The organism is Rhizobium sp. IY2, assembly GCF_047532935.1.
In the GTDB taxonomy this organism is placed as follows: Bacteria; Pseudomonadota; Alphaproteobacteria; order Rhizobiales; family Rhizobiaceae; genus Rhizobium; species Rhizobium anhuiense.
Genome location: NZ_JBLKNU010000001.1, coordinates 342393 through 368565, shown reverse-complemented (window position 1 = coordinate 368565; position 26173 = coordinate 342393). Strand labels below are relative to the sequence as shown.

Below are 26173 nucleotides of genomic sequence, written 5' to 3'. Positions count from 1 at the left end.
TTGACGTCATAAGACCAGACTTCCAAATCACATAAAGATATCTTTATGTCAATATATGCCTATCGATTTCGTGCTTTGCAAGGCTACAGCGCCGCGCGCCTTTTCAGACGTGCAATGGACGGCCGATGCGATAGACCGATGACAGGCTTGCCCGACCTCTATATAGGCGTTTGCAACGCTTGTGCACGAAATCGGAGGAGCATCATGGCACCCGCAACCGGCAATGCCGCGCTTGGAAACTGGACGACCCGCGCCTATCATCGCGACTGGCTGCTCAAGCAGGCGAACGGCCTCTTCGATTTCTTCCAGCACAATTCGGTCAACCCCAAGGGCGGCTTCTACGATCTCGACGACCGAGGCCGGCCGCTCGATGCCGAGGGCCAGGTTCGCGGCATCCATATTGCCGCGCGCGCCGTGCATTGCTTCTCGATCGGCGCCCTGCTCGGCCGTCCGGGCGCTGCCGACGTCGCCGACCACGGCATGAACTATCTCTGGAACCATCATCGCGACCGGAAAAACGGCGGCTATTTCTGGTCGCTTAACAATGACGGTCCGGTCGATTCCAACAAGCAGGGCTATGGCCATGCTTTCGTGCTGCTCGCCGCCTCCTCCGCAAAGACCATCGGCCATCCGCTTGCCGACGGCATGCTCAATGATATCACCGAGATCCTCAACACAAAGTTCTGGGAAGCCAAGCACGGCGCAATCGCGGAGGAATTCACCGCCGACTGGCAGCCGCTCGACGGCGGCGCCTATCGCGGCCAGAACTCCAACATGCATCTGACCGAAGCGCTGATGGCGGCCTTCGAAGCGACCGGCGACAGGCAATATCTGACCAAGGCCGAAAGCATCGCCGATCTCGTCATCCGCCGCGCGGCCGGTTCGGTCGACTGGCGCGTCGCCGAGCATTTCGACGCCGAATGGAATCTCGACAAGACCTATTATCATCCGAACGAAATGTTCCGCCCGGCCGGCACGACGCCCGGTCATTGGCTGGAATGGGCTCGCCTCATCCTGCAGCTCTGGGCGCTCGGCGGCAAACGCATCGAATGGATGCCGGATGCGGCCAAGGCGCTGTTTGCCCAATCCATGGCGCTCGGCTGGGACAACGACAAGGGCGGCTTCTTTTATACGCTCGACTGGGACGACAAGCCCGCCAAGCGCAACAAGCTCTGGTGGCCGGCCTGCGAAGGTGCGGCTGCCGCCCATTTCCTCAACGAACATCTGCCGAGCGATTTCCACGAGGAGAGCTACCGCAAGATCTGGAACGTGATCGAGCGCGCCTTCATTGACCACAAGAACGGCGGCTGGCATGAGGAACTGACGGAAGATCTCGTGCCCTCGCACTCGCTCTTCCCCGGCAAGGGCGATATCTACCACGCGCTGCAGGCCTGCCTCATTCCGCTCTTCCCGGCAACCGGCAGCCTGACGAAGGGCATCGCCGAGGCCAATGGCAAGCTCTGAGCTTCAGTAACCCGGCGCCGGCAGTTCGGCGCTCGGGTTGCGCTGGAACCATTCGACATCCTCGTTGACGCGGTCGAGATCGTCCTGCACGTCGCGCTGGTCGCGGCGGATGTCGTGCATGTCGTCTTCCAGATCCTCGATCCGCCGGCGCAGTTCCGACCGGTCGCCATCCTTGGCATCCCTCAGCTTGTCGGAAAGCTCGTCAATGCTCATCTCCTTGGAGCTATAGTCGTTCTGCATCGAGTTGAGGCGTTCCTGCAGCCCGTGCTGCTTGCTGCCGAGGTTGAAGCCGCGCAGGAACCCCGGCGCGGTTTCCGGTGGGCAGACATTGGCATAGCCGCTGCCCGCCTGGCCGCGTGAAAGCCCGCTGAGCGGCGTGCAGTAGCGCACCAGGCCCGCTTGATAGCCCTGGAACCAGATCGACTGATCGGGGATGATCTTGACCCGTTCGCAGGATTTCGCATGGGCGGCGAAACGCTGCTGCGGCTCGTAGCCCGCCGCCCCGTCACTCTCACCGATCACCCGCCAGTCGGCGGCGACGCATTCCTCCTTGGACAGCGTGTTGCAGGAGGCAAGGAAAAGGCCGAAGCCGACAATGGCGGCAAGCGCAAGAAACAAGCGGATCATGGCGTCCCGGGGTAAAATAGGAGTGCGATGCCGCAGCTTAGCCGCAGGATAGGGCCGCGTCACCGGAGCGGCGACACGATTTTGCAGTTTTCATGGCTTTTTTCTGTCAAAATCACGGCAGGAAAGGTCGCATCAGAGCGGCGGGGCAAGCCGCAACGTATCCAGATCCTTCGCCAGCATCAGCGCCAGTGCCTCGACCGCGAGATTGTGGTCGTCGCGCTGCGGCAGGCCGGAGACAGTGACGGCGCCGATGCAACCGGTGCCCTTGACGTTGATCGGAAAACTGCCGCCATGCGGCGCATAGTCGGCGCCATCAAGCCCATTGTCTTCGACCGTCTTGCCGTCCTTCTGCAACTTCAGGCCGGAGGCATAGCTGCTGCGGAAATAGCGCAACACCATGTTGCGCTTGCGGCGGACCCAATTGACGTTATCGGGCGTCACGCCAGGGAGTGCCGCGTAAAACACCGGCATCGAATGCAAGGTCACATCGATCGCGATGCCGAGGCCGCGCTCGGTGGCGAGTTCCTGCAGGAGCTTGCCGAGCTGCCATGCCGTCGTCAGGTCGAAAGCGTCGAAGCTCAGCGCTTTCTCCTGCTCCGCGATCCGGCTGAGATCGTTCTCGATTGTCATGGGTAAGCGCTCCTCTGCCGCGATAATCCGTGCAGACCATTCGCGCGGGAGCCGAAAAAGTAAAGCAAAACTTGGGCCTATGGCCTATCGCACCCGTCAGAGCTTCGGCGTCAGCATCTCGAAACGGTCGCGGATGGTGGCGCAGGTATCGCCGCCGAGCCTTGCAATCGCATCGACCGCTGCCGGATCGACATGCAGCCTTTGCGGATCGACGACCCCGTCGCGGTAATGCGCATAGACGATCTCACCCATGACGATCTGCCGCGAGCGGCCGAGTTCCAGCGTCACATGCCGCCGGCATTCGAAGGCGGCCGGCGCTTCGGCGATGAAGGGCGATGCCACCTTCTCGCCCGGCATCGCCGTCAACCCCGCTTCCTTCAGCTCGTCGACGCCGCGCGGATATTTGGCGCCGCAGACATGCATCGCCTCGGCGATGGCGAAGGAGACGATATTGACCGTGAACACCTCGGTCATGCGGATATTGTGGCCGGTGTCCTTGAACGACATGTCGGCATTGTTCTCGACCCCGATCGCAAGGATCGGCGGATCGGCAGAAAGGCAGTTGAAGAAGCTGAAGGGCGCGGCGTTGATCCGGCCGTCCTCATCCACCGTCGTCACCAGCGCGATCGGCCGCGGGATGATCGTGCCGATCATCAGCTTGTAGCGTTCGCGCTCGGTGAGCTGTTTGAAATCGAAGGAAACGGACATGGCTCAGCCGGCTTTCCGGACTGGCGCAAAACCGCTCATCGCCCCGCTGAAGGGTTTCGGCAGCGGCGAGGCATAGGAGCCGCGCTTGCTGGTGGAAAGCCCGAGCGACACCAGCGCCTCGGCCTGCTTGACGGCGGCCGCAACGCCGTCGACGACCGGCACGCCGTAGATCTCCTGCAGCTCGCGCGCCAGATCGGTCATGCCGGCACAGCCGAGCACGATCGCCTCGGCGCCGTCCTCTGAAAGCGCCCGCTCGATCTCGGCCCTGAGCTTGCCGATTGCGCCCGAGGCCGCATCTTCCAGCTCCAGCACCGGGATGTCGGAGGCCCGCACCTTGGCGCGCTCGCCCATGCCGTAGCGGCGCACGAGATTGTCGATCAGCACCCGCGAGCGCTCCAGCGTCGTCACCACGGTGAAGCGCTGCGCCAGGAAGCCCGCCGTCACCACGGCGGATTCGCAAAGCCCGAGGATCGGCACATCGGCAAAGCTCCGTGCCGCTTCGAGCCCGGTATCGTCGAAGCAGGCGATCACAGCCGCGTCATAGCCGACCGCCTGCCGCTCCTGGAGTTCAGAGAGCAGACCGGGGATCGCCAGCGCGCCGTCGTAATGTCCCTCGATGGAAACCGGCCCCATGCGCGACGTCGCGGCGATGATGTCAGTGCCGGAGGCTGCCACCGCACGCGCGGCGGTCGCGGCCTTCTCGGTCATGGAGGCCGTTGTGTTCGGATTGACGATGAGGATGCGCATATCAGTTTATCTTTGCCTGCCGCCGGCTGAGCATCATCATGATACCGAGGGCGATGAGAATGATGGTGAAGGAAAACAGCGTCGTCACCGTGCCGAGCGCATAGAGCACCGGCGTCGTGACGTTGGTCGTCATGCCGTAGATTTCGAGCGGCAAGGTGTTGTAGCTGCCTGAGGTCATCAGCGTGCGGGCAAATTCGTCATAGGAGAGCGTGAAGCCGAACAAGCCGACGCCGATCAGGCTTGGCGCGATCATCGGCAGCACGACATGGCGGAACGTCTGCCAGGAGCTGGCGCCGAGATCGCGCGCCGCCTCTTCGTAAGCCGGCGAGAAACGGTTGAAGACGGCAAACATGATCAGCACGCCGAAGGGCAGCGTCCAGGTGAGATGCGCGCCGAAGGCCGACGAATACCAGGCGGGCTTCAGCCCTCCCTGCTGGAAGACCACGCCGATGCCGAGCGAGATGATGATCGACGGCACGACGAGGCTTGCGACCGTGGCGTAAAACAGCGCGGTCGAACCGCGGAAGCGGCGGCGGAAGGCAAGCCCGGCAAGCAGCGACACGACGACCGTCACCGCCATCACCATCAGCCCGAGGGTGAAGGAACGGCGGAACGAGGCGCCGAAATCGCCGACCGCCTGCTTCTCGAACAGGTTGAAGAACCAATGGGTGGAAACGCCGTTCATCGGGAAGGTCAGGCCGCCGTCCGGTCCCTGGAAGGAAAGGATCAGGATCGCCGAAAGCGGGCCGTAGAGAAACAGTACGAAGATGATGAAGAAGATCGCCAGCAGATAGAATTCCAGGCCGCGTTTTTCGTGGTTCATCTCAAAGCTCCTTGCGGATGTCGACGACGCGCAGGATGGCCGCGACCATCAGGAGCACGACGGCGAGCAGCACCACGGCATTGGCGGCCGCTGCCGGATATTGCAGCAGCGACATCTGGTTCTTCATCATCAGCGCCACCGAGGCGCTCTGGCCGCCGGACATCACCTGCACCGTCGAAAAGTCGGCCATGACGAGCGTCACGACGAAGATCGTGCCGATCGCCATGCCGGGCTTGGCGAGCGGAATGACGACGTTCCATAATATCTGCCAGCCCGACGCACCGGCATCGCGCGCCGCCTCGAACAGCGACCGGTCGATGCGCATCAGCGTGTTGAAGATCGGCGTCACCATGAACAGCGTATAGAGATGCACCATGGCGAGCACGACGGCGAAATCGGAATAGAGCAGCCATTCGATCGGCTGCGGAATGATGCCCATTTTGATCAGCGCCGAATTGACCAGGCCGTTGCGCCCGAGCACCGGGATCCACGAGATCATCCGGATGATGTTCGACGTCATGAACGGCACGGTGCAGACGAGGAAGAGGATCATCTGCGTTGAGGTCTTGCGGATGTGGAAGGCCAGGAAATAGGCGACCCAGAAGCCGATGACGAGCGTCAGCGACCAGACGATCGCGGTGAATTTCAACGTGTTGAGATAGGTCTTCCACGTCACCCACGAACCGAGCGTGTCGGTATAGTTCATGGTGAGGAAATCGGGGTAGAGACCGGCGAAATCGTAGTCCCAGAAGCTGACGACCGCGATCATGGCGATCGGCAGCAGGAAGAAGAAGCCGAGAATGGCGAACAGCGGCGTCGCCTGGAGATAGGATATCGCCGATGGGGAGAGCCTCAGTCCACGCCCGCCGCGCGCGCCCTGGCCGTCCTCCTCCGTTTCCGCTGCGATGGTCGCCATATCCGGTTCTCCGTTCTGATTACGTCAAGTGGAACGAAGGTGCGTGCCGCCCCCTCCATCCGCCTGCCGGCACCTTCTCCCCGCTGGGGAGAAGAGAATCGCGGTGGCGTCCGGGCCACCGGCTTTCCGACAGGGAGGGCTCAAAAAAGACCCCTCCCCAACCCTCCCCACAAGGGGGAGGGAGTTCTCTGCCGCACCGCCTCCGGACTCCCTCGCCCTTGTGGCGAGGGTTGGGGAGGGGAAAACGGCAATCGCATTACGCAGCGATGAACTCGTTCCAGCGGCGGACCATGTAGCGGTCCTCGTCCATGACGGAGTTCCAGCAGGCGACCGCGCCCATGCGGGCTTCGAAGGCTCCGCCGTCGCGAACGGCGCCGGCCTTTTCCATGACCTTGCCTTCAGGCGACAGGATATCGCCCTGTGCCGGCTTGCCCTCGATCCAGTAGCCCCATTCGTCGGCTGTCATGAAGTTCTTGGCCGTTTCCATGCAGGCGGAATAGTAGCCCTGGCGGTTGAGGTAGCCGCCGACCCAGCCCGACGTGTACCAGTTGATATATTCGTAAGCCGCATCGAGCTGCGCGCCCTTGAGGTGCGAGGCAAGGCCGAGGCCGCCGCCCCATGCGCGGTAGCCTTCCTTGAGCGGCTGATACTTGCAGGCGATACCCTTGGAGCGGACGGCGGCGACGGCCGGCGACCACATGGACTGGATGACCACTTCACCCGATGCCATCAGGTTGACCGATTCGTCGAAGCTCTTCCAGAAGGCGCGGAACTGGCCGTCGCCCTTAGCCTTGATGAGGAATTCGATCGTCTTGTCGATCTCTTCCTTGGTCATGTTGCCCTTGTCGGCATACTTGATGTTGCCCATAGCCTCCATGATCATCGCAGCATCCATGATGCCGATCGACGGGATGTTGAGGATCGAAGTCTTGCCCTTGAACTTCGGATCCATGATGTCGGCCCAGCTCGAAATATCGCGGCCGACGAGATCGGGGCGGATGCCGAGCGTATCGGCATTGTAGATGGTCGGAACCATCGTCATCCACTGCGTCGGTTCCTTGGCAAAGGTCTTGGCGCCCGGAGCCTCGACGAAGCCGACCGTGTGCGGCGCCGTGCCCTGGGCGATGACGCTTTCCGGCTTCAGCTTGCCGTTGATGAACAGCGGCACGATCTTGTCGTAATATTTCAGCTTCTTGACGTCCATCGGCTGCAGGACGCCTGTCGGGAACACCTTCTTGGCGATCCAGTATTCGATATCGGCAATGTCGTAGCTGTCGGGCTGGGTGACGGCGCGCTGGGCGGCGGCGTCGGAATCGGTCGCCGTCATCTCCAGCGTGATGCCGAGATCGGCTTTGCACTTCTCGGCGATGGCGTTGATGTTGGAAACACCGGTGCCGAACTGGCGAAGCGTGATGTTCGTCTGCGCCCAGATTGTCGGAAAGCCGGTGATAGCGCCGGAGCCGGCGATGGCGCCGACGGCGGCAGCGCCGGTCTTCAGCAGTGTGCGGCGGGACAGACCCTTCTCCGCCTTGGTCGATGTCGTTTCAGTCGTCATGTCAGTTCCCCTTTTCTTGATATGGAAGGTTCATGGTTCTTGATGGTGATGGCTCACGCCGAGGAGCGGCCGAGAAGCACGGCATCCTCGAGCGCCCAGCTGAGCGCGACGGTGTCGCCGACGGCGACCGGCCGGGCGAAATAGTCGCCGTCGTCTGATATGACGGTGAAATCGTCGCTGCCGGCGCCGATAACGGTGATCTTCACGGAAGAGCCGCGATATTCGATGTTGGAGACGATGCCGTTGAAGCCGAGCGTCCATTCGGTCGCCACCTGCAGGCGCACGCGATCGGTGCGGATGCCGATATCGACGCGCTCGCCGACCTCCCTGCCCGTCCCGCGCACGGAAAAGCTCTGCCCCTCCGGCACCGTCATGACCAGCACCCCGTTTTCGCTCGATGTCACCTGGCCGGACAGCACATTGTGATCGCCCATGAAGCGCGCGACGAAGGCCGTCGCCGGCCGTTCGAAGACCTCGCGGGGTGCTGCGGCCTGCTCGATCCGGCCGTCATTCATGATGACGATGACATCGGCGAGCGCCATCGCCTCTTCCTGGCTGTGGGTGACGTGCACGAAGGTGATGCCGAGCGACTTCTGCGCGCATGCGGATCTTCAGGAACGGATCGAGCGCCGACAACGGCTCATCGAGCAGCAGCGCTTCCGGATCGGTGATCAGCGCGCGCGCCAGCGCCACGCGCTGTTGCTGGCCGCCGGAAAGCTGGGCCGGACGCCTGCTGGCATAGGCCTCCATCTGCATCAGTTTGAGCATCTCGCGCGCCTTCGCCCGCCGCTCCTGCTTGTCGACGCCTTTCATCTTCAGGCTGAAGGCGACGTTGTCGATCAGGTCGAGATGCGGGAACAGCGCGTAGGACTGGAACATCATCGCCGTGCCACGCCTGGCCGGCGGAAAGTCGGTGACCACGACATTGCCGAGCCGAATATCGCCCGACGAAATGCTCTCGTGGCCGGCGATCATGCGCAGCGTCGAGGTCTTGCCGCAGCCCGACGGGCCGAGGAAGCAGCAATAGGAGCCGGCCGGAATTTTCAGGCTGATCGCATGGACGGCCGTCGTCGCGCCATAGACCTTCGAAACGGATACTATATCGATCTCTGCCGCTTTCGACATCATGCCTTCCCCTGTTCGAAAAAGACGATGCATCTGCCGTGCCAAATGCAGTTTTCTGCATCAAACCGTTGCGAAATAAGGATTTTATATCAACAGAAGTTTCAAGGGCGAATTATAGGCAGAACCGCATCTGCTCACGATTTAGGCTATCGTGCGCGATTTGTGCAAAAGATCGTATACAATTTCAGCGTCACTTCGGGCACAAATTCTATTTAACTTTTGCCGCGAACACGGATATGGTTTGCCGACCATCAGGAAATCGATTTCATGAAATCCGCTGCCAAGGCTCAGCAGGCCGACGACTCCGCCGAGACCGGCGCGCAACAGATCCGCGATGCCATTCGCGAAGCGATCGTCGAGCGCAGGCTCTCGCCCGGTACCAAGCTTTCGGAAAGCGATGTCGGCAATCTCTTCAATGTCAGCCGCACGCTTGCCCGCGCCGCCCTGCAGGCACTCTCCTATGAAGGCCTCGTCAGCGTCGAGAAGAACCGCGGCGCTTTCGTCGCTTATCCCTCGCCTGATGAGGCGCGCCAGATCTTTTCCGCCCGCCGGCTCGTCGAACCCGGCATATTGCGCGAGGCAGCCGCCCGGATCACGCCGGATGACATCGCCCATCTGAGACAGCTGCTGCTGGAAGAAGGCCGCCTGATGAGCGAGCGCGGCCAGACGGCGCGCCGAGCCGAGATCAAGGCATCGGGCGATTTTCACCTGACGCTGGCGGCGATATCCGGCAATGCCATCATGCAGCGCTTCATGGAGGAACTCGTTGCCCGCTCATCCCTCGTCATTGCGCTCTATGGCCAGTCGACCGCATCGAGCTGCGGCCACTCCGAACATGGCGACATCATTTCGGCGATCGAAGTCAAGGAACTCGACCGCGCCTGCCAGCTGATGCTGCATCATATCGCCCATATCGAGGCCGACCTCGATCTGCGCGAACGCAAGAGCCTCGGCCTCAAGGAAGCCTTCGAGCTCTGAACACGCAAAGGGGGAGCGCAGCTTTCGCCACCCCCGCTTTCGTTTCAGACCGAAGGCTGAAGCCTTACCAGGGTGTCTCCTTCGGCAGCGTCTCGAAGGCCGCGAAAATTTCCTCCGCGGTTTGCGGCTCGCTCGACCGCAGTCGGACGGTTCCGTCGCGCCCAATCAGGATCAGGCCGAACTCACCGGCCGGCGGTCCCTGCAGCCGCGCGCGAATATCGTCGGCATCGAGCTCCCAGTCATCGTCGAACAGCGCGAACGCGCCGCCGCCGGCAATGGTGAATACCTCGACGTCTTCCTCGATGAGGCGCATTTGCGCCTTGCGCAGCCATTCGTCCTGAATGATTGGACGGTCGTCTTGCGCGTCGGCGAAGATGATCAATACCCGCTTCCTGTCGCGAAACTGCTCCAGCGATTGCGGAAGCTCCGGCTCATGCCTGGATGCGCCGATGATTTCATGAACGATGGATTTCAGCATGATGCTCGTTCCTCGGCCGTCATCACTACAGAATTGCGCGTACAGAATTGCGCGTCCGAAGACGCGAGGCGCCGTAGTGGCGGGCTGTGCGGACTAAACGGCTGGGGATGAGCGAGGTTCCGCCGAAAAGCGGAAAAGGATCGCAGCCATGGCCGCGATCCTCGTCCTGTCAGTCGCGGCTCTGGTCTTCGGCCGCGTGGGCCGAAACGGCGACGAGATCCGCCGTGCCGTTGGCGAGAAGGCGCTTGCGCACCAGCACGCGCATGACGCGTGCCGCCGTCGAGAAGGTCATCTGGTCGAGCGGGCCTTCGCCCTCCCACGGCTTGGTCAGCCGTTCGGTGACGGCGCCGACGATATTCATCGGCACGATGTCGGTGCATTCGCGCATGGCTTCGAAAACGAAGCTGATGGGGATGATCCGTCCTTCGTGGGTCACGATCGGCTCGGTCAATTCGCTATCCCATTCCTCGAAGGCATAGAGCGCTTCGCGGAACAATTGCTGGAGGGTAAACGGCGCGTGGCCGTTATGAAGTGGCGGCAGTGCATTCATCATGTCTGTCTCCTCTTGTTGGATTGAAGCCAAGTCCTCCGGTATCGGTCGGCATCAACGCGGGAACGGAAAATATTGCCCCTGCGGACCGAATAACACGATTGATTCTATAGAGTAACGTGCCGGGGATAAAGCCATTTATCGGCCGCCGCGAAAGCCAATTTCATAACCGGCTGAAATTCCTGCATTTTTTAGGCGAAATTTTCTCAGGCAGCACCCTTTTGGAAAATTCATGCCACCCGCATTCAGGCGCCCCAAAACGGTACGACGAGGCGAAAAAACCCTGAAAAATCACGGAACCTTTGTCGTTGTAATTTGTTTTGTTCTCATAATTCGCAAAACAGTCTGGGGTTATCACCAATGACGCAAATCCGTGAGCCGGAGCGCCGAAGCAGAATCCTGCGCGGCCGCCCCTATAGCCTTGATGAATTCGCTTCCAAATATGGCCTGCTGAGCGATCAGGCCGAAAGCCTGTTCACCCGTTTCGGGCCCTCCTCTATCGAACTCGACCTGCTGATGGCAGCCAAACGCCGGTCGCCGGTTCTGCCGGACAGAATTGCCGAATAACACTTTGACGAGTGGAATGGATAGATGAGCGACAGACGCCACGAATGGATCAGCAAAAGAGCTTACGCGATCTGGGAAGAACAGGGCCGGCCCATTGGCCGCGACGACGAACACTGGCGCCAGGCGGTTGCCGAACGCGATGCGCTTGAGCGCACGAAGGCCTCTTCCGATGGCCGCGAGGTGCTGGTGAAGTTTCGCCCGAGATCGCAGCAGCCCGAAATGCCGCGGCAAGACTGGGTCAATCCTTCCACAATGGTCGGCTGACCCCCTATCCCAAGCCGGCTTCAGCCGTTCGGCAGTGCTCGTCCATTGCCGGAGCCCCCCGTGGCGGCCTCGTCCTTAGAGGCCCCTGCGGGGCGCATCAGGATGAGGGGGAGCGGCGTCGCCGCTTGCCTCCCCGGAGAGCAGAACGGCAAGCCAGACTCTGCACGGCACCACTCAGTACCACACGGCATACCGATCGCCCGCCTGCCACACGGCCGCCGATCAGCCGCTGCCACGCCACACACCAATCAACCCTCATCCTGAGATGCGCAGGCCGAAGGCCGGAGCCTCGAAGGACGGAGGCGGGTGATGGGTGCTGCGGCCGCATGTATAGCCGGAGCGGACCCCGGTGGCCGGCCTTGCTCTTCGGAGCCCTGGCACTTCAGGATGGAAAGAGGGCTCGGCTTGCCTTTCGCAAGAGAGCGTCAGCGACCGCACGGCGTAACCGTTTCCACAAACATCATCGCTCCCGCCGCAAAGTCTCCATCACTCGTTTCGGAACAAGTCGATGAAATAATGCGGATTTCTTAACCATAGATCCAGAACGCAGAGTCCGATCCTTTCACCGCCAAATCGAATCACGACATGAATGAAGACGTATTCATCGGCAGTTTTGCAGAGCAGAAAGGCTGTGGGATTTGCCTGCCGACCGGCGTGGGTGTCCTGCCTGAATTGCGGAGAAAAGGCTGAGCCGTTCGGGAAGGCCGATCGTCAGAAAGCGTTGGTTTCCTGGCAGAGCGCCCGGTGAACCTCGGTCCAGAACAGTGCCAGTGGCCTGTCGCCGTTGCGTTCGGCAACGAGGGCGCGGATCAGCGCTTCGGAGCCTGCCATGTCCTGCCAGCTGGATTTCAGGCCCTTGGCGGCCTGTTGGCATTCGGCAATCTCGAATGGTCTCTTGCTGTCCATATGAGGTCTCCTCATGACAGGCGCTAGCAGATGGGACCCGAATTGTCATTCCCCGCATATGTGGGGATGCCTTGTATTTATGACGGCCCTCGCGGTAGGATTGAGGGAATTGGGGCAGTGGAAATGATTGAGAATACCTATAGCGAAAAGTTCGAGTCCGCTTTCGAACAGATCAAGGCCGCGGCCAATGTGGATGCCGCCATCCGCATTCTGCAGGCGGAATATGGCCTCGATTTCGTCACATACCATCTCGCCCAGACGATCGCCAGCAAGATCGATTCGCCCTTCGTGCGCACCACCTATCCGGATGCCTGGGTCTCCCGCTACCTCCTGAACAGCTATGTGAAGGTCGATCCGATCGTCAAAGAGGGCTTCGAACGCCAGCTGCCCTTCGACTGGAGCGAGGTCGAGCCGACGCCGGAGGCCTATGCCATGCTGGTCGACGCCCAGAAGCACGGCATCGGCGGCAACGGCTACTCCATTCCCGTCGCCGACAAGGCGCAGCGCCGCGCCCTCCTGTCGATGAATGCCCGCATACCGGCTGACCAATGGGCCGAACTCGTCCGCCTTTGCCGCAACGAATGGCTCGAGATCGCTCACCTGATCCACCGCAAGGCCGTCTACGAGCTGCATGGCGAGAACGATCCGGTGCCGGCACTGTCGCCGCGCGAAATCGAATGCCTGCACTGGACGGCGCTCGGCAAGGACTACAAGGATATTTCGGTCATCCTGGGCATATCCGAGCACACCACGCGCGATTATCTGAAGACCGCCCGCTTCAAGCTCGGCTGCGCGACGATCTCGGCCGCCGCCTCGCGGGCCGTGCAATTGCGCATCATCAATCCCTAGAGCCTTTCCTGGTCAGATTGAAGCATTCTGTTGGCTCAAACGGAGTCGGATGGTCGACCCGCCGGCGCGCGGCGTAGCCCGGCTCTACGGCCAAGCCGACCGGTCGATCAGCCGGCCCGTTTCAGCCAACCCTCCGGCAGATTTGCCTGGCAAATCTGCAAGAGTTTAGAATCGCCGGACGCACCTGTTGCTTCGCATGGCGAAGCAGTGCGGCCGGTGGGCCGGGCATCTCTACGCCGGGGCAGAGGCGATAGGCTCGGACGTATCTTGAGGTATGCCCGTCGCCAATCGCCTTTGCCCTCACGAAAACCTGCTCCGGCAGAATGCTTCAAGCTGACCAGGAAAAGCTCAAGCTCGTTTGTCGTCGCATGTCGTGATCGCAAGATCTCAATTTTGCGCGGCAGGCTCTGCCCCCCTCATCTGAGGGGGCCCATCTGAGGGAATTTCCGATCCGGCCCGCCTGAACCATTCTGCCTTCCACGAACTTGAAAACGCTGGAGGGCAAAATGTTCGTTATCATTCAGGCACATGAGTATCAGAAATACGCTGCCGTACTCGACCAGATGTTTCGCCTGCGCAAGAAGGTGTTCGCCGATACGCTCGGCTGGGACGTGCCCGTCATCGGCCCTTACGAACGCGACAGCTACGATTCGCTGGCTCCCGCCTATCTCGTCTGGTGCAACGACAACCGCACCCGTCTTTATGGCGGCATGCGCCTGATGCCGACGACGGGCCCGACTCTTCTCTACGACGTGTTCCGCGAGACCTTTCCCGATGCCGCCGATCTCATCGCCCCCGGCATCTGGGAAGGCACGCGGATGTGCATCGATGAAGAGGCGATCGCCCGGGATTTCCCCGGCATCGATGCCGGCCGCGCCTTCTCCATGATGCTGCTTGCGCTTTGCGAGTGCGCGCTCGATCACGGCATCCATACGATGATTTCCAACTACGAGCCCTACCTCAAGCGCGTTTACAAGCGCGCCGGCGCCGAAGTGGACGAACTCGGCCGCGCCGACGGCTACGGCAAATATCCCGTCTGCTGCGGCGCCTTCGAAGTATCGGACCGCGTGCTGCGCAAGATGCGCGCCGCCCTCGGCCTCACCCTACCCCTTTATGTCAGGCACGTGCCGGCTCGCTCGGTCGTGACCCAATTCCTGGAGATGGCAGCATGAACCGCCTCGCTGAAACCGCCACGCAGAAGGATATCGGCGCGCTGGAACGCCATGTTCTCGCATCCCGCGACCTCGCTACGCAGATAGGGGATCCCTTCCTCTCCTATCTCCTCTCGATGGCGCTGTTCACGATCTACGAGAAGAAAGCCCATCACGAGAACGAGGCGCTGAAGAGCAGCTTCAGCTGAGGGCGCTGTTCCCCTCCGCCGTGCCTGAAGACGAGCCATGTCTCCCGGCGCCTCGCGCGCAGCCGCAAAACCAGTCCCCGTTTTGCGGCTGCGCGGTGTTACTACGTCATCAGGGAATTGATCGTCGAAATCAACGTGTCGTGCATATAGGGCTTCGGCAGGAAAGCGGTATTGGCGGGTAGCGCCATCGGATCGAGCCGCACCATGCCCGAGGTGATGATGATGCCGATGTTCGGCCGCATCGCCCTCACCCGATTGGCAAGCTGGAGACCGTCCATCGAGCCGGCCATGTTGACGTCGGTGAACAGGATATCGACATCCTGCCTGCCCTTCAGCACCACCAGCGCCTCATCGGCATTCGCCGCCTCCAGCGCCACGTGGCCGACATCCTCCAGCACATCGAGGATATTGAACCGGATCATCGGCTCATCCTCCACGATGAGCACCACGGCACTGTTCAAAGCCACCATCTGCGATCGCCCTTTTCATGCGGAAGGTCACTTGAATAACTGTGGTCCGCGCGGGAAGCTTCCAGTGGCTGCCCACGAAATATGCATCGTCCACAGATGCGTGCGCTCTCCGCTTGTGGCTCTTCCCGATTTGCGTTAGAGCGGAACCCGTGCCGCGGGAACCATTGCCCCGGCACCCAAGCGCCGGACACCCGGCGCCAAGGGCCTGTAGCTCAATGGTTAGAGCCGGCGGCTCATAACCGCTTGGTTGGGGGTTCGAGTCCCTCCGGGCCCACCATTTCCGTCTTCGGACGTTGTTTTTCCATGATTTTTTCCTTGATTTGTCTCACCGGAAATCCGGCTCGATGAAAGTGGGACATTTTTGCGGGCCACGTAGGTCTTCCGACGCTCGAAACCGGCATCGATAATCCGTTTTGACTGGGCGGCCTTCGTGTAGTGCTGCGCCATCTTGGAATCAGACCAGCCAAAGATCGCCATCAACTGATGTTCGGTAGCACCTGCCTCGGCGAGGATGGTCGCGGACGCCTTTCTGAGGCCGTGCGACGAGCATTCCGGCAAATCGGCATCATTGCACCACTGGCGCATCTTATTGCCGAAGCCGTTCCCGCTGAACGCCTTGCCGTATTCGGTGACAAGGAAGGTCGGCTGATCATGCGTGATCGCGTCCAACGCCTCGCGTAGCTCGTCTGTGACAGGCAGGCTAAGCGACTGCGCATATTTGCCGGAACCCTTTTCGGGAATGAATTCGATCCGGCCGCCGATCAGGTTCCGCCAGCCGAGCTTGACAAGGTCCGAGCGTCTGACCCCCAAATTCAGCATCAGTTCCATTGCAAGCCGGGCCATCGAGCCGAGCGGATAGGCGGCGCGGTAGCGCGCCAATTCCGCTTCGCTCCAGGTGTGGAAACCGGGCGACTTATGAATTTTGGTGACGCCATTCGCGGGGTTGAACGTCGCCAGCTCGGCGCTGATAGCCCAATTGAACAGCGCCTTTAGATACTTCACCAGTTTGTCAGCCGCGCCCGGCGTGCCGCTGCGCTTCATCTGGCTGGCCTCGATGTCGGATTTGCGAATCTTCTTGAACGGCAGTTCGCCCACATTGACGCAATAGCGATTGAGAACGCTCTTCTTGTCTTTCTGCGTGGCCGGAGACTGGCTTTGAAACGCCTTGGACCGATAATAGGTCTCGACCAGCCAAAGAACCGAACCCGGCTCTAGGCGGGAAACCGGGACAGTTTTCTCGCCACGATCGCCAGCCAGAACGCGATGATATTCCTCGGTAAACGCTTGGGTGACGCTGCCAGCCTCGTCCAGATAGGCGGACGTCATGCGATATTTCGGCATGTTTGGCAGGCGGAGATAGAACCGCTCATTGCCGTGCCGGTCGATATCCCGCGAGCAATATTTGAAGGGGACGCGCTGGCTACCCAACCGCGTGATCAAACGGGTTTTCGCCATCGTCTTCGTCTCCGCTCAAGCCCTGTTCTTTGATGTCGTACCAGGACGCGCGGATTTCCTCGGCATCCCAACGGCGCAGTGCGCCGATCTTCACGCCTTTCGGCATAAGGCCACGGCGAACCCAGTCGTCAAAGGTGCCCGTCGAGACGTCGAGAAGTTCCGCCGCACGGACGCGGCTGACTGCGACCTTGTAAATGGGGCGTGGGGCCAGCGCTTCAGCTTGCTGCTTCATGTGCCGCTCCTCACGCTCTGGAGGCGCTATGAGCAAGCGCCAAAGCCTTCTGCTTGGGCTCGATCATATTCGCCGCAAGATACTCATCCACCGCGTTTTCCGGCAGAAACAGACTTCCGCCGATCCGCACATGCCGGATTTCCTGCTTCGCAATCAGATTGCGTATGCGTGCGACCGGCCATCCGGAACGGTCTGCAAGTTGTTTGGGTGACAAGAGTTGCGCCTGCATTGGAAATTCACCTCCAACTGATGATAGAATGATATGAACACGAAAGAATCACACCAAGCTCAAAAATGCAACGCGATTATCAGAAAAATAATAATTCGATGCAAGGCACGCTGCTCATTCAGATGGGCAAACGTTTGGCGATGATCCGGGAAAATTCGGGATTGAAACAGATCCCCTTTGCGGAAGCGCTTGAGGTCTCCCAGGGCGGCTACAATACCTATGAACGCGGCCAACGAGAGATCCCCGTTCGCGTGCTGCGCGCGCTCTACACGAAGTTCAACGTCAATCCAGTCTGGATGATGACCGGGGAAGGCAGCTCCTACAATCGAGACACGGTCGATCTGTATCACGAGGTCACCAACCAAGTTGATGCCTTCATCGTGCGGGAAAACTGTCAGGTGGAACCGGATAAGCGCTTGAAGCTCATCCGGTTCCTGATCGACTACGCCGAACAGCACGGCGAATTCACAGAGGAAATTGCAGAGAAATATCTGAGGTCAGCGATATGAGTAAGTCGAGCTTTGAACAGAAAATCGAACAGGGTTTTTACACGATCGGCCGCCAGCGTGATCAACTGGCATCCGAAAAGCGAAAACTGGCGAGGCGATTGCGCTATGCCCAGCATTCGGCCCGGCTCACGAGCCTTTCGAAGCAATACGATTTCGGCATGGTCTTCTTCGGAGCAATGGGTGCTGTCTCGCTCATTTTGTTCGATGCAAGCAGCGGCTCCGATGCTTGGTTGACGCCCGTGCTTGGCTTTTCAATGATGCTGTTCGCGTGTGGTAGCGCGCTGAGAGGCCGAAAGATGGTCAGCCGGATCAGATGCTTCCATAGCCGTTTCAGTAGCTGGCAATTCTAAGCATATGAACCATAGCCTTACTTTTCGTAACATTGCCTCTCTCACGATATCAGAAGGTATATGTAGATCGGTAGGCAGGAAAATTTCGGCGGGAAATTTCCATCCGAACTCCATCAAGGATTGAATGATTAAACACTATCGATCATAAGTCAGCAGTGTCTGGGCATACTAAGCGTGCCGACGCCGGGTGATCAAACGATTGAAATGCTGGGAGAAATTATGGTTCCGTTGGAAGAGTATCTGCAGTCGGACTATCTGGTTCATTGCCAGGACATGTCGACGCTAACCGCAGCGATTTCGGAAGCGACATCGCTTCTAAGACTGTCGAATACGAACAACGGGTGGCCATACGAGTGCAAAAGCTCTGAAGCGGTCGACATTCCGCAAACTGTATCCCACGGCACTACTGCTATGGTGCTGACTGCCATCGGACGAGCGACTGGATTCTGCTCAACTACCTCAGGAACACGCGCACGCCTGATTAGCGATAAATCAATAGATGATTTACTGTTAAAGAATGTTCTCAGGTTGTCCGAAAGCATGCAGAAGGAAGGTAAGGAAGGTAAGATAGTCCCAACATCAAGTACCTTTGGTGAGGGAAATCCACTTACACTTAGTCATATCGTTGATCTTCTTGCTTCACTGAAGCCGGATCGGGTTCTGGTAGATCTTGATGCGTCCAAAAAGGCCGATATTGTAAGAAATCTCGAAAATATCGAGAACTCGATTCATGCGGCACGTACAAAATTGGATGGTATGATATCCGATACACTGTCCCAGCACCAAACCCAACTTCTGGAAAGGGAACGTTCCCGTTACTATCGTAACGCATTTGTGCCAATGCGCGCGGTTCGCGCGGCGATAGGCTTTGCGGGTCTTGGCAAGCTGGATGATCTCAATAAACGCCTTCCACTTCTCCGAAATTTTTTCGAAGTGATGTTGCATGAGCAATTGTCATTTAGCGCTATTCCCGACAGCAGATTCGATGCGGCTGAACTCGTTTTCAGTCTAGAGGGGCTTGTTCTTTGCGCACGCGAAGCTGTCGATGAAAAGCTATTCTATCGCGTTTTGGAAGTGCTGGGAGAAAAGCAGAACACGAGCGCCCACTGGCGGCCAAGCAAGCCATTTCTTGCTGCAAAAACCGGCGAGATTTTTCTTCCGCTAAGTGTGGAAGTAGCAAATTCGCTGATGCGCTCCATAGCGATCATGGATAGTGGGCGCTTCCACGACACCTACACATCCAAAGGCGCACCATTGCTCAAGCGCTTCTGGAGCTGGCTCCAAGCGAGAGCAGTACGTCTGCAGATTGCTGGTGAAGACTGCCTCGGCTGGCACTCTGAGCACATCAACTCCCCTGAGGTCGTACATCCATGGGATACCAGCTTGGTAGTTGAATTTATGATCAATTACCACGAGCTTTTAGATCGGGAAATCCAGAATACAACTCTAATTTTGTCCGGCCTGCAATGGAAATACATGCCTTCTCTCACAGGCGCTAAGAAATACTCCAATTGGAGTGAAGTCATAGAAGAAATGGACCCTTCAATTGGCGGGGAGCAGAAAATCCAGGTTTATCGCCGCATTGGAGAGGATTTTGTTCAAGGCTGGGCAGATGAAAAACCGAATAATTTTTCAATGATGCTTTATGGCCCTCCTGGAACGGGTAAGACCAGCGTGGCTGATAAGCTCTGCGAATATTTGGGCATGCGGCAAATAACTGTCACCGTGAGTGATTTTCTTGGCGATGGCGGAGCGAATGTCGAAAGTCGCGCAAAGGCAATATTCCAGACACTAACGCATCAAAGACGTGCGGTAATTCTGTTCGATGAGATCGATAGTTTTCTCCTTGACCGAGATAGTGAATTCTACAAGAAGCAGGATAGCCTCTTCCAGTTTTTGACACCTGGTATGTTGCCCAAGTTCAACAACTTGCGAGCTGCAGAGCGCTGCATCTTCATAGTCGCGACGAACTACGACAACCGAATTGATCCAGCGATTAAGCGGACCGGCCGCATTGATAAAAGATATCTGCTGCCGCTCCCTGATTCCAAGCGACGGGAACTAACACTTGGGAAGTTCGGCCTCGCTCAAGGTGCTTTTTCGACGGAGTTAAAAAAGGCCTCCGTGTTGTTTGGTTTTGGTGACTTGAAGAATGCCGCCCGATCCGAAAAAGGCGATCCTAGCCAAATTATCGAAAGTCTCAAAGACGCGGCGAAAGCGACAAGTTTCAAGTCTTACCTGAGGCGCCTAAAGAACGACGCAGCAGACTTTCCTGTGGAAGAGTTCGCTGATTTGCTTAGGCTGGCCGAGGACGCAGGCGGGTGTCTCGAACTAGAGAAACTAGCCGAAGCAGAACTCAGTCTTCTGGACAACGACTATTCCGATTTGAAGGTCAGGCTCAATGGTCTACGCGGTAAAACCGACGGTTGATAATCTAAACGCGGTGCATTCCGCCGTTCTCCAGGCATGGGACTGTGCGTTAGGTCCGAAAAAAGTAATCTACCTTAGCGGCCCGATAACGACGGGTCGCGCATTTGTCGAGTCGCTTCGTCTCGGTAAGACACCCCATCGCGAAGCGCTAATCCGCAAGAATTCTGAATCGCTAATTCAGGCTGCAAATGACCTGCGTACTCGATTGAATGAAATAGTTCTGGAGCCTGCGAGCCTGCATGTTACCGGTTGGGGACAGGTTGAATATCTCGACCTTTGGAGGGAGTGCATCAAGAAGCATGCGCGGATTGTCATGTTTATGTCCGATTGGGAGTATAGTGTCGGTTGCGTTACGGAGTTTAGTTTTGCCAAGTCGCTCGGGATGAGAACCGAGAACATTGACGGTACTGAACTAACCAGCGTAGCCGCTTTTAGACTGTTGGACTCAGCTCGTATCGGGTTAGCTCCTGATCAGCAGCATCCGCGGCTTAAGCCTCTCTATCAAGCTATAGAGATGGCGCTCTCAAACTTGGCTGCGCAGCATCGTCTTGGATAAGAGGCTTGGAGATTCCTCTCGCGAAAGGTGGGGATATTAGAAGCTTGATAACCACTATCTGGCAAACTTCGTTTAAGCTGCCGGAGAAGAGTCTAAAAAGCCCAAATGGGCAACGAGAGCGAGGAGGATTTCATGGCTTTTTATAAAGACGAATCTCTCAATGAGCTCGCGCTCGATCGTAATGTCGCGCAATTCGTAAGCTTTGCACCTGCTTCTAAAGGCTCACTCAAGCAACGTTTTTGCCGAGTTGCAGGTTATGAGCCAAATTACGTGTTCCCGACACTGGAAAACGCCATCAAGGTTCTCCTTACAACGAGCGTTGACGGATCCGTAAATATTCGGAGCTTTTTGCCTGACGACCCTCGTAGCAAGGAATTCGTATACGGCCTGACGAGAGTCGATACCGTTCTAGCCGAGATGCGACGGCTCTCAGCATCTGGACTATTCCTAATCGTCAATGAGACCATCGATGTCGGGGACGGTGGTGTATCGGGCGTTGTACAGAGCGACGTCATTGAGTTCGCTCCAGATGACACTCCCCGTTGCGTCGAGAAGCCAGGCACAGCGTCGCTGCCATTTACATTGGGAATGGATGTACTGGAGACTGTTTACGGGTTCCGGCCCCAGCTTCAATCGGTGCGTGGTGAGAGGATCGAGTTCAGTATACATCCTCGCCCGCAAGGCTGGATGAAGACTCACACTCTCATATGGGAACGAGAGGTTGGGGTCGTTGGTGAAGCTACAGCCAAGAGTTCTTGGCCAAATCGGTTTAGCCGGCATATTGGCGACAAAGCATTTGGATTGCTCATCGCACATAAATTGGGGCTTCGGGTTCCGAGAACGACAGTTATTAGTCGTCGACTAGCACCTTTCGTATTCGGAAGTGAAACGCGCAGTGGCGAAGTGTGGGTTAGAACCGCTCCAACAGAGCCTCAACCTGGCCGGTTTACAACGGTAAAGGGTTGGATCGATCCCTTTAAGCTCCTCGCAAAAGAAGACCCTTCCGGGGAGTTTATTGCTTCTGTGCTATGTCAAGCAGCCGTTCCGGCTACTTATTCGGGTGCAGCTATTGCGGGTGGTGACAACAGCGTAATTATTGAGGGCACGGAGGGAGAGGGAGACCGCTTCATGCTCGGTCTCGACTTACCTCAGAAACTCCCTGACAACGTCTTTGAAGAAGTGAGATCTACATTCGATAAGCTGCACGAGTTGCTTGGTCCTGTGCGTTTCGAGTGGGTTTTTGACGGCTTAACAACATGGGTTGTCCAATTGCATCGTGGCGGCACCGAAACTATAACTGGAGTTCTTGTGCCCGGGGATGCGTATAAATGGACGAGAATTGAAGCTGTATTGCCATTGGAAGACATTCGCGATCTAGTGCTTCAGGTTGAAGATGGAGCTGGATTAGTTATCGTGGGAGATATTGGTCTTACCAGCCACATTGCTGATGTGGTACGCAAAGCAGGTCATCCGGCACGCGTCGAAAGAAGCATCGCCGCTTAAAATTCATTCCTTATTCTTTTACTACCGGTGTCATGTTTTGCGGTCATCGAATGCGAGGGCGTTCGCTGTGTTAGCCCTTGACAAGGTACAACATTTGCGTGCCACCAGAAGTATTGGGAGTGGCAATAGTCGCAGCAATTCCAAACAGCAGATTCGAAATTTCCCTTTCAGGAATAGCAAGTTCCCTCGCAATGTGGGACGTTGATATTCCTTCAGACCAAAGCGCCGTAAGGATTTTTCTCCAGACCTGAGATGTTTCCCGTTCCATTGCGTCGGGTTCGTTTTCCCTGCCGAGTTTGTTTAGTTGGATATAATTGCCGCGATAATGCCATTCGGAAATCAGTTCGTTTTTACGAAGTGCATAATTTAGCGCCGCCGCCGAAACTCCCCATCGCTTTTTCCATTGGATGATCTGCCGCAAAGACTGGGCTCGCGGGAGCTTAGCTACCAGATCATTTGGTGGAATTAGGAGGGCAGACGCAAATGCGTTTGCCTCATCTTCGGCAGTTTTGTGGTTCGAACCCGTGTGCCGATGCATAACTAGGTGACCAAGCTCGTGAGCGGCATCAAACCGACTGTGCTCAGCGGTCTTGAGCGTATTTAGGAAGACATACGGCTTTTCATTTCTCCAAAATGAATAGGCGTCGAGGTGGCGTGTTTCCTCGACAAGAGAGAAGACTCTTACCCCATGAGCTTCCAGCAGATTCACCATGTTGGCAATTGGCTTTTCACCAATTCCCCATGCGGCACGAACGGCCGCAGCGGCCGCCACCGGAGTTTGATTATTTAATTGGGGAATAGAATGTTCGGGAAGCTCGAAGCGGTGTCGAATCCAGTCATCAATTTCGAAAGCAAGCGCACCGGCCGCCAAGGCCGCGTCACGCGGGCCCGCAGTTAAAGAGCGCAATGAACGAAAGCTCACACCGTCAGGCGATGGGTAATCAACGCCCGGCTTTTCGAAAAACGAACGGCTATATCCTGAGATCGCGCACAGGCGATCCATTAGCTGTTCACTAATTTCGCCCCCTTGCTCCATTCTCTGTACTGTTTTGCGATCAACGCCTAGGCGTTCGGCAAACGCCATTTTGGTCAGACCGAGCCTCAGTCTGACCAAATCAATTCTCTCTGGATTAGGCATGGCTATTTTCGTTTTACGGTGATGTCGATAATCTCGAACGCGTCGTCATCAGCGCGCTCAGAAATTTTCTCCTCTGAGCCATCCAACAGGATAATGCGTTTCCCAAACTGGGTGAAATAGCTTCCGTCGAAATCGACAGGGAGAGACAGTTCGGCACCAGTGGGCAAATTATCGTCAATACGTATGCCAAGTAGCCAGGTTTCATATCCGTCTGCATCTACAGGAGCCTCAATCGGCACCAAGCCGGGAAGCCAAGCGGTACGATTGCACAGCGACTTGCGTCTGCTGACTTCGCCTTTCGGGGATTTGTTCGACGGGGTTTGCAACCGATTGCCGGCGCCATCATCGAAATTGCATGGCACAATTCTGACCTTGGCCTTAGGGTTTTTCACGGCACACTGGTTATTGGTATCGTCCTTCTCCCAGCCTTTTGGCACGAGAATTTCCCGAAGTTTACGTCCTGCACGAGCGTACACCATCATATTTGCGAAACCGACAGGATCGTTGTCAGTGCAAAGCGCTCTCTCACTCTCTGCGAATCGGATAGACCGGACAAGTTCGTCACGAGTTAGGCCCATATGGGCAAGATGATTATCGACGTCATGCTGGTCCGCTACGATTGCCGCTTCCATATCCATGTCCCAAATTTCTTCATCAAATGATGTAGCAAATTGCGACATTCCGGTCAATGCGGCTCTGCGATTATTCCTGGCGTTCGTTTATATTTAGCTGACAAGCTTTGCCCGGTCCTTTACCAATATCGGCGATATCAGAAATTGCCGTAGGATCGGTAGACGAGTGAGCCAGCGTTTCCGCCACGTTTCCAGCCAATTCCAGCGCGCTATCGCAAAGCTCGGGTGATGCGACGACGAAGCAGAGGAAAGCCGATATCTGCCTCCTTCGCGACCATCTGCCTCCATCTCGGCGAGGGTAGCCCGTTTTCCTATCCTCATAAGCGTCTCACTAGATGGGGTGCGATCGGTATGCACTATTACAGCCCACTTTAATGGGTTGAATATCTTCAATTTTCGGTATAATTGATCCATTAAAGGGGTCAATAGATGCGACTGACGCTTCAAACTCATTTTGATAGCAACTGGCATCACGCCGCGACGCTAGAACTCAAGGACGACGCGGCCGGCTTCCAGGGCGCCTCCATCGTCGATTACGATCTCGACTATTTCGTCACTGTCGCATCGGCGGAATTCGCGGCCGGAAAAACGGTCCGCGACCATCGCGCCTTGTCGGTCCGTTATCCCGTTGATCTCGAAAATCGATATAGTCGCAGCTGGCCGCCGTTCCTTTTGGATCTTATGCCACAGGGACATGCACGGCGAAAGCTTGCCGATCACCTCGGCCTTGCGGAAGGCTCGCGCGCTTCTGATCTCCCGCTGCTCCTGCGATCGGCGACTGGGGGCATAGGCAATATCCGGATAAAAGAAGCGGCCGAGGCCGAAACGGAACGGCTGCGCGGTGTTGAGCGCCAAGGGGTGACAGAAGCGGAAATCCTTGAACGGTCAGATCGCTTCATGGAAGTCGCCGACCGCTTTGGAATGCTAGCCTCCGGCTCAAGCGGCCTGCAAGGCGAATGGCCGAAGGTCTCGATGACCCAGGCGAATGACGGGCTCTATTATCCCGACAGTTTCGTGACCGACGATGAGGCTGTGCGCCACGTCATCGTCAAGCTGGTACGCAGCAACGAGCCCGTGGACCGCCTTATACTCGAAGGCGAAGCCCTCTATTCGCGGATCGCTCAAGGGATCGGTCTGAATGTCAGCGAACCATCGACCTATGCCGAAGGCGTCCTGATCATTCCCCGTTTCGATCGGAAGAAGAAAGAAGGCGGCGGAACCGTGCGGCTGGGCCAAGAAAGCCTGGTGTCAGCGATCGGGGTAGCTGATTTCGGCCATGTCGGCACGCATGAGGCCTATATCGACGTTCTGCGCCAATATTCGGCCGAACCTTTCTCGGACGTTGTTGAATACCTGAAGCGGGACATCGCCAACCTGGCGCTCGGCAATCCCGACAATCACGGCCGAAATTCCGCACTCAGCAAGCATCAGGACGGCACGATCCGCCTATCTCCGCTCTTTGATTTCGCACCAATGCGGCTCGCCAAAGAGGGGATCGTTCGCTCCACCCGATGGGCGATGATGCGTGACGGTGGTCGCGATCATCTTCCCGATTGGAAGCAGATTTGCGCCGAACTGATGCATGATCCTGAAGAGCATAAAGCCCTCGCAGCGGCCCTCTGCGAGTTCGCCAAACACCTGCGAAAGGCGCCGGCGACGATGAAAGATTTTGGGGCGTCTCCCGACATTCTAGACCATGCGATCGGACGCTGCATGGCGATAACGGACAGCGTTCTGGCGGGGTGCAAGTGATGCCGGAGGAGAGCTAAATGGCTCGTTGGAAGAAACCCACAAAAGACGAGATTCTCGAAAACCGTAGAACGCTAGCCGAGCGTGCACGCGATGGCGATCTAAGGCTCCCCGGCGCTGTGGCGGAAATCAGAAAGGGTTTCGGCATGACGCAGGATGAGTTTGCCAAGACACTGTCGCTTACAAGGCGGCAAGTTGCCGAGATCGAAGCTGGGACAGCGAACCCCACGCTTGAAACATTGGAAAAGATCGGGCGGCTGTTCGGGTTCGGAGTTGGGTTTGTGCCTAAGGTATCTGCGACAGATATGTAGCAGTACATCAGCCTACTGCCGCAACGGGATTGAGTTCATTGGCAGGTCAACCTGCCGCGATC

30 protein-coding genes, 1 tRNA gene and 2 pseudogenes are annotated in these 26173 nt (G+C 57.7%); 16 read left to right on the top strand and 17 right to left on the bottom strand.

Translation table 11 applies throughout. The features are described from left to right. Positions 1-204 precede the first annotated feature (204 nt). Positions 205-1464: an AGE family epimerase/isomerase gene (locus ACMUVN_RS01760; RefSeq protein WP_184389073.1), complete on the top strand. Its 1260-nt coding sequence runs from the start codon at positions 205-207 to the stop codon at positions 1462-1464. A 3-nt stretch (positions 1465-1467) separates the two neighbouring features. Here ACMUVN_RS01760 and ACMUVN_RS01755 read toward each other — a convergent pair whose 3' ends face one another. The 8 genes and pseudogenes from ACMUVN_RS01755 to ACMUVN_RS01720 all read right to left on the bottom strand — a co-directional run bounded on the left by ACMUVN_RS01755 (position 1468) and on the right by ACMUVN_RS01720 (position 8595). Beyond that, on the bottom strand, positions 1468-2091 hold the full coding sequence (locus tag ACMUVN_RS01755) for a DUF2799 domain-containing protein (RefSeq protein WP_028756351.1): 624 nt from the start codon (positions 2089-2091) through the stop codon (positions 1468-1470). Between the two features lie 132 nt (positions 2092-2223). Continuing rightward, positions 2224-2721: a heme-degrading domain-containing protein gene (locus ACMUVN_RS01750; RefSeq protein WP_028756352.1), complete on the bottom strand. Its 498-nt coding sequence runs from the start codon at positions 2719-2721 to the stop codon at positions 2224-2226. 96 nt (positions 2722-2817) lie between these two features. Beyond that, positions 2818-3429, bottom strand: coding sequence for a flavin reductase family protein (locus ACMUVN_RS01745; RefSeq protein ID WP_184389070.1), 612 nt, complete (start codon positions 3427-3429; stop codon positions 2818-2820). Between the two features lie 3 nt (positions 3430-3432). Continuing rightward, a complete protein-coding gene (locus ACMUVN_RS01740; RefSeq protein ID WP_047611020.1) occupies positions 3433-4176 on the bottom strand; it encodes an aspartate/glutamate racemase family protein in 744 nt (247 codons plus the stop codon). A gap of 1 nt (position 4177) precedes the next feature. Further along, on the bottom strand, positions 4178-4999 hold the full coding sequence (locus ACMUVN_RS01735) for an ABC transporter permease (protein WP_047614207.1): 822 nt from the start codon (positions 4997-4999) through the stop codon (positions 4178-4180). A gap of 1 nt (position 5000) precedes the next feature. After that, entirely contained in the window at positions 5001-5915 is a 915-nt protein-coding gene (locus ACMUVN_RS01730) for an ABC transporter permease (RefSeq protein WP_028756356.1), read from the bottom strand. Positions 5916-6171: 256 nt separating this feature from the next. Beyond that, a complete protein-coding gene (locus tag ACMUVN_RS01725) occupies positions 6172-7470 on the bottom strand; it encodes an ABC transporter substrate-binding protein (protein ID WP_047611023.1) in 1299 nt (432 codons plus the stop codon). Positions 7471-7523: 53 nt separating this feature from the next. Further along, positions 7524-8595: pseudogene (locus tag ACMUVN_RS01720) on the bottom strand (ABC transporter ATP-binding protein). Between the two features lie 267 nt (positions 8596-8862). On the opposite strand from ACMUVN_RS01720, the gene ACMUVN_RS01715 reads away from it, so the two are divergent. Then, positions 8863-9573 (top strand): GntR family transcriptional regulator, encoded by a 711-nt coding sequence (locus ACMUVN_RS01715; RefSeq protein ID WP_047611771.1) that lies wholly within the window; start codon positions 8863-8865, stop codon positions 9571-9573. 64 nt (positions 9574-9637) lie between these two features. Here the strand turns inward: ACMUVN_RS01715 and ACMUVN_RS01710 are convergent, their stop codons facing one another. Together ACMUVN_RS01710 and ACMUVN_RS01705 are read right to left on the bottom strand one after the other, a co-directional pair. Further along, positions 9638-10051, bottom strand: a complete 414-nt coding sequence (locus tag ACMUVN_RS01710) for a DUF4174 domain-containing protein (protein ID WP_028756344.1) — start codon at positions 10049-10051, stop codon at positions 9638-9640. A gap of 169 nt (positions 10052-10220) precedes the next feature. Beyond that, on the bottom strand, positions 10221-10604 hold the full coding sequence (locus tag ACMUVN_RS01705; RefSeq protein WP_028756343.1) for a hypothetical protein: 384 nt from the start codon (positions 10602-10604) through the stop codon (positions 10221-10223). Between the two features lie 357 nt (positions 10605-10961). On the opposite strand from ACMUVN_RS01705, the gene ACMUVN_RS01700 reads away from it, so the two are divergent. Further along, on the top strand, positions 10962-11168 hold the full coding sequence (locus tag ACMUVN_RS01700; protein ID WP_028756342.1) for a hypothetical protein: 207 nt from the start codon (positions 10962-10964) through the stop codon (positions 11166-11168). A 24-nt stretch (positions 11169-11192) separates the two neighbouring features. Beyond that, positions 11193-11432 (top strand): DUF2934 domain-containing protein, encoded by a 240-nt coding sequence (locus ACMUVN_RS01695; protein WP_028755998.1) that lies wholly within the window; start codon positions 11193-11195, stop codon positions 11430-11432. 711 nt (positions 11433-12143) lie between these two features. Here ACMUVN_RS01695 and ACMUVN_RS01690 read toward each other — a convergent pair. Beyond that, a complete protein-coding gene (locus ACMUVN_RS01690) occupies positions 12144-12338 on the bottom strand; it encodes a hypothetical protein (RefSeq protein WP_018242928.1) in 195 nt (64 codons plus the stop codon). Positions 12339-12461: 123 nt separating this feature from the next. Here ACMUVN_RS01690 and ACMUVN_RS01685 point away from each other — a divergent pair, with 123 nt between their 5' ends. From ACMUVN_RS01685 to ACMUVN_RS01675, 3 genes are all read left to right on the top strand, one after another. Beyond that, positions 12462-13187 (top strand): LuxR family transcriptional regulator, encoded by a 726-nt coding sequence (locus ACMUVN_RS01685; protein ID WP_063474579.1) that lies wholly within the window; start codon positions 12462-12464, stop codon positions 13185-13187. Positions 13188-13693: 506 nt separating this feature from the next. After that, positions 13694-14359 carry an acyl-homoserine-lactone synthase gene (locus ACMUVN_RS01680; RefSeq protein WP_063474578.1) on the top strand — a complete coding sequence of 222 codons (666 nt, stop codon included), beginning with the start codon at positions 13694-13696 and terminating at the stop codon, positions 14357-14359. Beyond that, positions 14356-14547 carry a hypothetical protein gene (locus ACMUVN_RS01675; protein WP_028756001.1) on the top strand — a complete coding sequence of 64 codons (192 nt, stop codon included), beginning with the start codon at positions 14356-14358 and terminating at the stop codon, positions 14545-14547. Before ACMUVN_RS01680 ends, ACMUVN_RS01675 begins: the two co-directional genes overlap by 4 nt. Before the next feature lie 101 nt (positions 14548-14648). On the opposite strand, the gene ACMUVN_RS01670 is transcribed toward ACMUVN_RS01675, so the two are convergent. Continuing rightward, positions 14649-15017 (bottom strand): response regulator, encoded by a 369-nt coding sequence (locus ACMUVN_RS01670; RefSeq protein WP_028756002.1) that lies wholly within the window; start codon positions 15015-15017, stop codon positions 14649-14651. A 201-nt stretch (positions 15018-15218) separates the two neighbouring features. Here ACMUVN_RS01670 and ACMUVN_RS01665 point away from each other — a divergent pair. Then, positions 15219-15294 (top strand) — tRNA-Ile (locus tag ACMUVN_RS01665). A 200-nt stretch (positions 15295-15494) separates the two neighbouring features. Here the strand turns inward: ACMUVN_RS01665 and ACMUVN_RS01660 are convergent. After that, positions 15495-15836: pseudogene (locus ACMUVN_RS01660) on the bottom strand (tyrosine-type recombinase/integrase); the annotation flags it as partial. Positions 15837-15942: 106 nt separating this feature from the next. Between ACMUVN_RS01660 and ACMUVN_RS01655 the strand changes: the two are divergent. Then, positions 15943-16125, top strand: coding sequence for a hypothetical protein (locus ACMUVN_RS01655; protein WP_414814840.1), 183 nt, complete (start codon positions 15943-15945; stop codon positions 16123-16125). Between the two features lie 312 nt (positions 16126-16437). Here the strand turns inward: ACMUVN_RS01655 and ACMUVN_RS01650 are convergent, their stop codons facing one another. Both ACMUVN_RS01650 and ACMUVN_RS01645 read right to left on the bottom strand, forming a co-directional pair. Beyond that, a complete protein-coding gene (locus ACMUVN_RS01650; RefSeq protein WP_044458832.1) occupies positions 16438-16704 on the bottom strand; it encodes a helix-turn-helix transcriptional regulator in 267 nt (88 codons plus the stop codon). Between the two features lie 10 nt (positions 16705-16714). After that, positions 16715-16933 carry a helix-turn-helix domain-containing protein gene (locus tag ACMUVN_RS01645; RefSeq protein ID WP_414814839.1) on the bottom strand — a complete coding sequence of 73 codons (219 nt, stop codon included), beginning with the start codon at positions 16931-16933 and terminating at the stop codon, positions 16715-16717. Between the two features lie 65 nt (positions 16934-16998). On the opposite strand from ACMUVN_RS01645, the gene ACMUVN_RS01640 reads away from it, so the two are divergent. The 5 genes from ACMUVN_RS01640 (at position 16999) to ACMUVN_RS01620 (ending at position 22281) form a co-directional block, all read left to right on the top strand. Further along, positions 16999-17442: a helix-turn-helix domain-containing protein gene (locus ACMUVN_RS01640; protein WP_414814838.1), complete on the top strand. Its 444-nt coding sequence runs from the start codon at positions 16999-17001 to the stop codon at positions 17440-17442. Continuing rightward, positions 17439-17792, top strand: coding sequence for a hypothetical protein (locus ACMUVN_RS01635; protein ID WP_414814837.1), 354 nt, complete (start codon positions 17439-17441; stop codon positions 17790-17792). Before ACMUVN_RS01640 ends, ACMUVN_RS01635 begins: the two co-directional genes overlap by 4 nt. 174 nt (positions 17793-17966) lie before the next feature. Further along, the gene (locus ACMUVN_RS01630) at positions 17967-20222 is read left to right on the top strand and encodes an AAA family ATPase (RefSeq protein ID WP_414814836.1); all 2256 of its coding nucleotides are present in this window, start codon (positions 17967-17969) and stop codon (positions 20220-20222) included. After that, on the top strand, positions 20194-20778 hold the full coding sequence (locus ACMUVN_RS01625; RefSeq protein WP_414814835.1) for a DUF4406 domain-containing protein: 585 nt from the start codon (positions 20194-20196) through the stop codon (positions 20776-20778). Before ACMUVN_RS01630 ends, ACMUVN_RS01625 begins: the two co-directional genes overlap by 29 nt. A 132-nt stretch (positions 20779-20910) precedes the next feature. Continuing rightward, positions 20911-22281, top strand: a complete 1371-nt coding sequence (locus tag ACMUVN_RS01620; protein ID WP_414814834.1) for a hypothetical protein — start codon at positions 20911-20913, stop codon at positions 22279-22281. Between the two features lie 70 nt (positions 22282-22351). Here ACMUVN_RS01620 and ACMUVN_RS01615 read toward each other — a convergent pair whose 3' ends face one another. Both ACMUVN_RS01615 and ACMUVN_RS01610 read right to left on the bottom strand, forming a co-directional pair. Next, positions 22352-23419, bottom strand: coding sequence for an ImmA/IrrE family metallo-endopeptidase (locus ACMUVN_RS01615; RefSeq protein ID WP_414814833.1), 1068 nt, complete (start codon positions 23417-23419; stop codon positions 22352-22354). A gap of 2 nt (positions 23420-23421) precedes the next feature. Beyond that, entirely contained in the window at positions 23422-24108 is a 687-nt protein-coding gene (locus tag ACMUVN_RS01610; protein ID WP_414814832.1) for a hypothetical protein, read from the bottom strand. 372 nt (positions 24109-24480) lie between these two features. Here ACMUVN_RS01610 and ACMUVN_RS01605 point away from each other — a divergent pair, with 372 nt between their 5' ends. Both ACMUVN_RS01605 and ACMUVN_RS01600 read left to right on the top strand, forming a co-directional pair. Then, positions 24481-25803: a type II toxin-antitoxin system HipA family toxin gene (locus ACMUVN_RS01605; RefSeq protein WP_414814831.1), complete on the top strand. Its 1323-nt coding sequence runs from the start codon at positions 24481-24483 to the stop codon at positions 25801-25803. Positions 25804-25820: 17 nt separating this feature from the next. Continuing rightward, positions 25821-26111 carry a helix-turn-helix transcriptional regulator gene (locus ACMUVN_RS01600; protein WP_414814830.1) on the top strand — a complete coding sequence of 97 codons (291 nt, stop codon included), beginning with the start codon at positions 25821-25823 and terminating at the stop codon, positions 26109-26111. The last annotated feature ends 62 nt before the right edge of the window (positions 26112-26173 follow it).

Bases quoted from the DNA above. Each gene is read 5' to 3' on its own strand.
- ACMUVN_RS01730 (WP_028756356.1), bottom strand. From the start codon at position 5,915: ATGGCGACCATCGCAGCGGAAACGGAGGAGGACGGCCAGGGCGCGCGC.
- ACMUVN_RS01725 (WP_047611023.1), bottom strand. From the start codon at position 7,470: ATGACGACTGAAACGACATCGACCAAGGCGGAGAAGGGTCTGTCCCGC.
- ACMUVN_RS01620 (WP_414814834.1), top strand. From the start codon at position 20,911: ATGGCTTTTTATAAAGACGAATCTCTCAATGAGCTCGCGCTCGATCGT.
- ACMUVN_RS01650 (WP_044458832.1), bottom strand. From the start codon at position 16,704: ATGAAGCAGCAAGCTGAAGCGCTGGCCCCACGCCCCATTTACAAGGTC.
- ACMUVN_RS01715 (WP_047611771.1), top strand. From the start codon at position 8,863: ATGAAATCCGCTGCCAAGGCTCAGCAGGCCGACGACTCCGCCGAGACC.
- ACMUVN_RS01750 (WP_028756352.1), bottom strand. From the start codon at position 2,721: ATGACAATCGAGAACGATCTCAGCCGGATCGCGGAGCAGGAGAAAGCG.
- ACMUVN_RS01740 (WP_047611020.1), bottom strand. From the start codon at position 4,176: ATGCGCATCCTCATCGTCAATCCGAACACAACGGCCTCCATGACCGAG.
- ACMUVN_RS01745 (WP_184389070.1), bottom strand. From the start codon at position 3,429: ATGTCCGTTTCCTTCGATTTCAAACAGCTCACCGAGCGCGAACGCTAC.
- ACMUVN_RS01625 (WP_414814835.1), top strand. From the start codon at position 20,194: ATGGTCTACGCGGTAAAACCGACGGTTGATAATCTAAACGCGGTGCAT.
- ACMUVN_RS01605 (WP_414814831.1), top strand. From the start codon at position 24,481: ATGCGACTGACGCTTCAAACTCATTTTGATAGCAACTGGCATCACGCC.
- ACMUVN_RS01685 (WP_063474579.1), top strand. From the start codon at position 12,462: ATGATTGAGAATACCTATAGCGAAAAGTTCGAGTCCGCTTTCGAACAG.
- ACMUVN_RS01675 (WP_028756001.1), top strand. From the start codon at position 14,356: ATGAACCGCCTCGCTGAAACCGCCACGCAGAAGGATATCGGCGCGCTG.
- ACMUVN_RS01615 (WP_414814833.1), bottom strand. From the start codon at position 23,419: ATGCCTAATCCAGAGAGAATTGATTTGGTCAGACTGAGGCTCGGTCTG.
- ACMUVN_RS01600 (WP_414814830.1), top strand. From the start codon at position 25,821: ATGGCTCGTTGGAAGAAACCCACAAAAGACGAGATTCTCGAAAACCGT.
- ACMUVN_RS01755 (WP_028756351.1), bottom strand. From the start codon at position 2,091: ATGATCCGCTTGTTTCTTGCGCTTGCCGCCATTGTCGGCTTCGGCCTT.
- ACMUVN_RS01645 (WP_414814839.1), bottom strand. From the start codon at position 16,933: ATGCAGGCGCAACTCTTGTCACCCAAACAACTTGCAGACCGTTCCGGA.
- ACMUVN_RS01690 (WP_018242928.1), bottom strand. From the start codon at position 12,338: ATGGACAGCAAGAGACCATTCGAGATTGCCGAATGCCAACAGGCCGCC.
- ACMUVN_RS01760 (WP_184389073.1), top strand. From the start codon at position 205: ATGGCACCCGCAACCGGCAATGCCGCGCTTGGAAACTGGACGACCCGC.
- ACMUVN_RS01635 (WP_414814837.1), top strand. From the start codon at position 17,439: ATGAGTAAGTCGAGCTTTGAACAGAAAATCGAACAGGGTTTTTACACG.
- ACMUVN_RS01670 (WP_028756002.1), bottom strand. From the start codon at position 15,017: ATGGTGGCTTTGAACAGTGCCGTGGTGCTCATCGTGGAGGATGAGCCG.
- ACMUVN_RS01695 (WP_028755998.1), top strand. From the start codon at position 11,193: ATGAGCGACAGACGCCACGAATGGATCAGCAAAAGAGCTTACGCGATC.
- ACMUVN_RS01680 (WP_063474578.1), top strand. From the start codon at position 13,694: ATGTTCGTTATCATTCAGGCACATGAGTATCAGAAATACGCTGCCGTA.
- ACMUVN_RS01705 (WP_028756343.1), bottom strand. From the start codon at position 10,604: ATGATGAATGCACTGCCGCCACTTCATAACGGCCACGCGCCGTTTACC.
- ACMUVN_RS01735 (WP_047614207.1), bottom strand. From the start codon at position 4,999: ATGAACCACGAAAAACGCGGCCTGGAATTCTATCTGCTGGCGATCTTC.
- ACMUVN_RS01700 (WP_028756342.1), top strand. From the start codon at position 10,962: ATGACGCAAATCCGTGAGCCGGAGCGCCGAAGCAGAATCCTGCGCGGC.
- ACMUVN_RS01640 (WP_414814838.1), top strand. From the start codon at position 16,999: ATGCAACGCGATTATCAGAAAAATAATAATTCGATGCAAGGCACGCTG.
- ACMUVN_RS01710 (WP_028756344.1), bottom strand. From the start codon at position 10,051: ATGCTGAAATCCATCGTTCATGAAATCATCGGCGCATCCAGGCATGAG.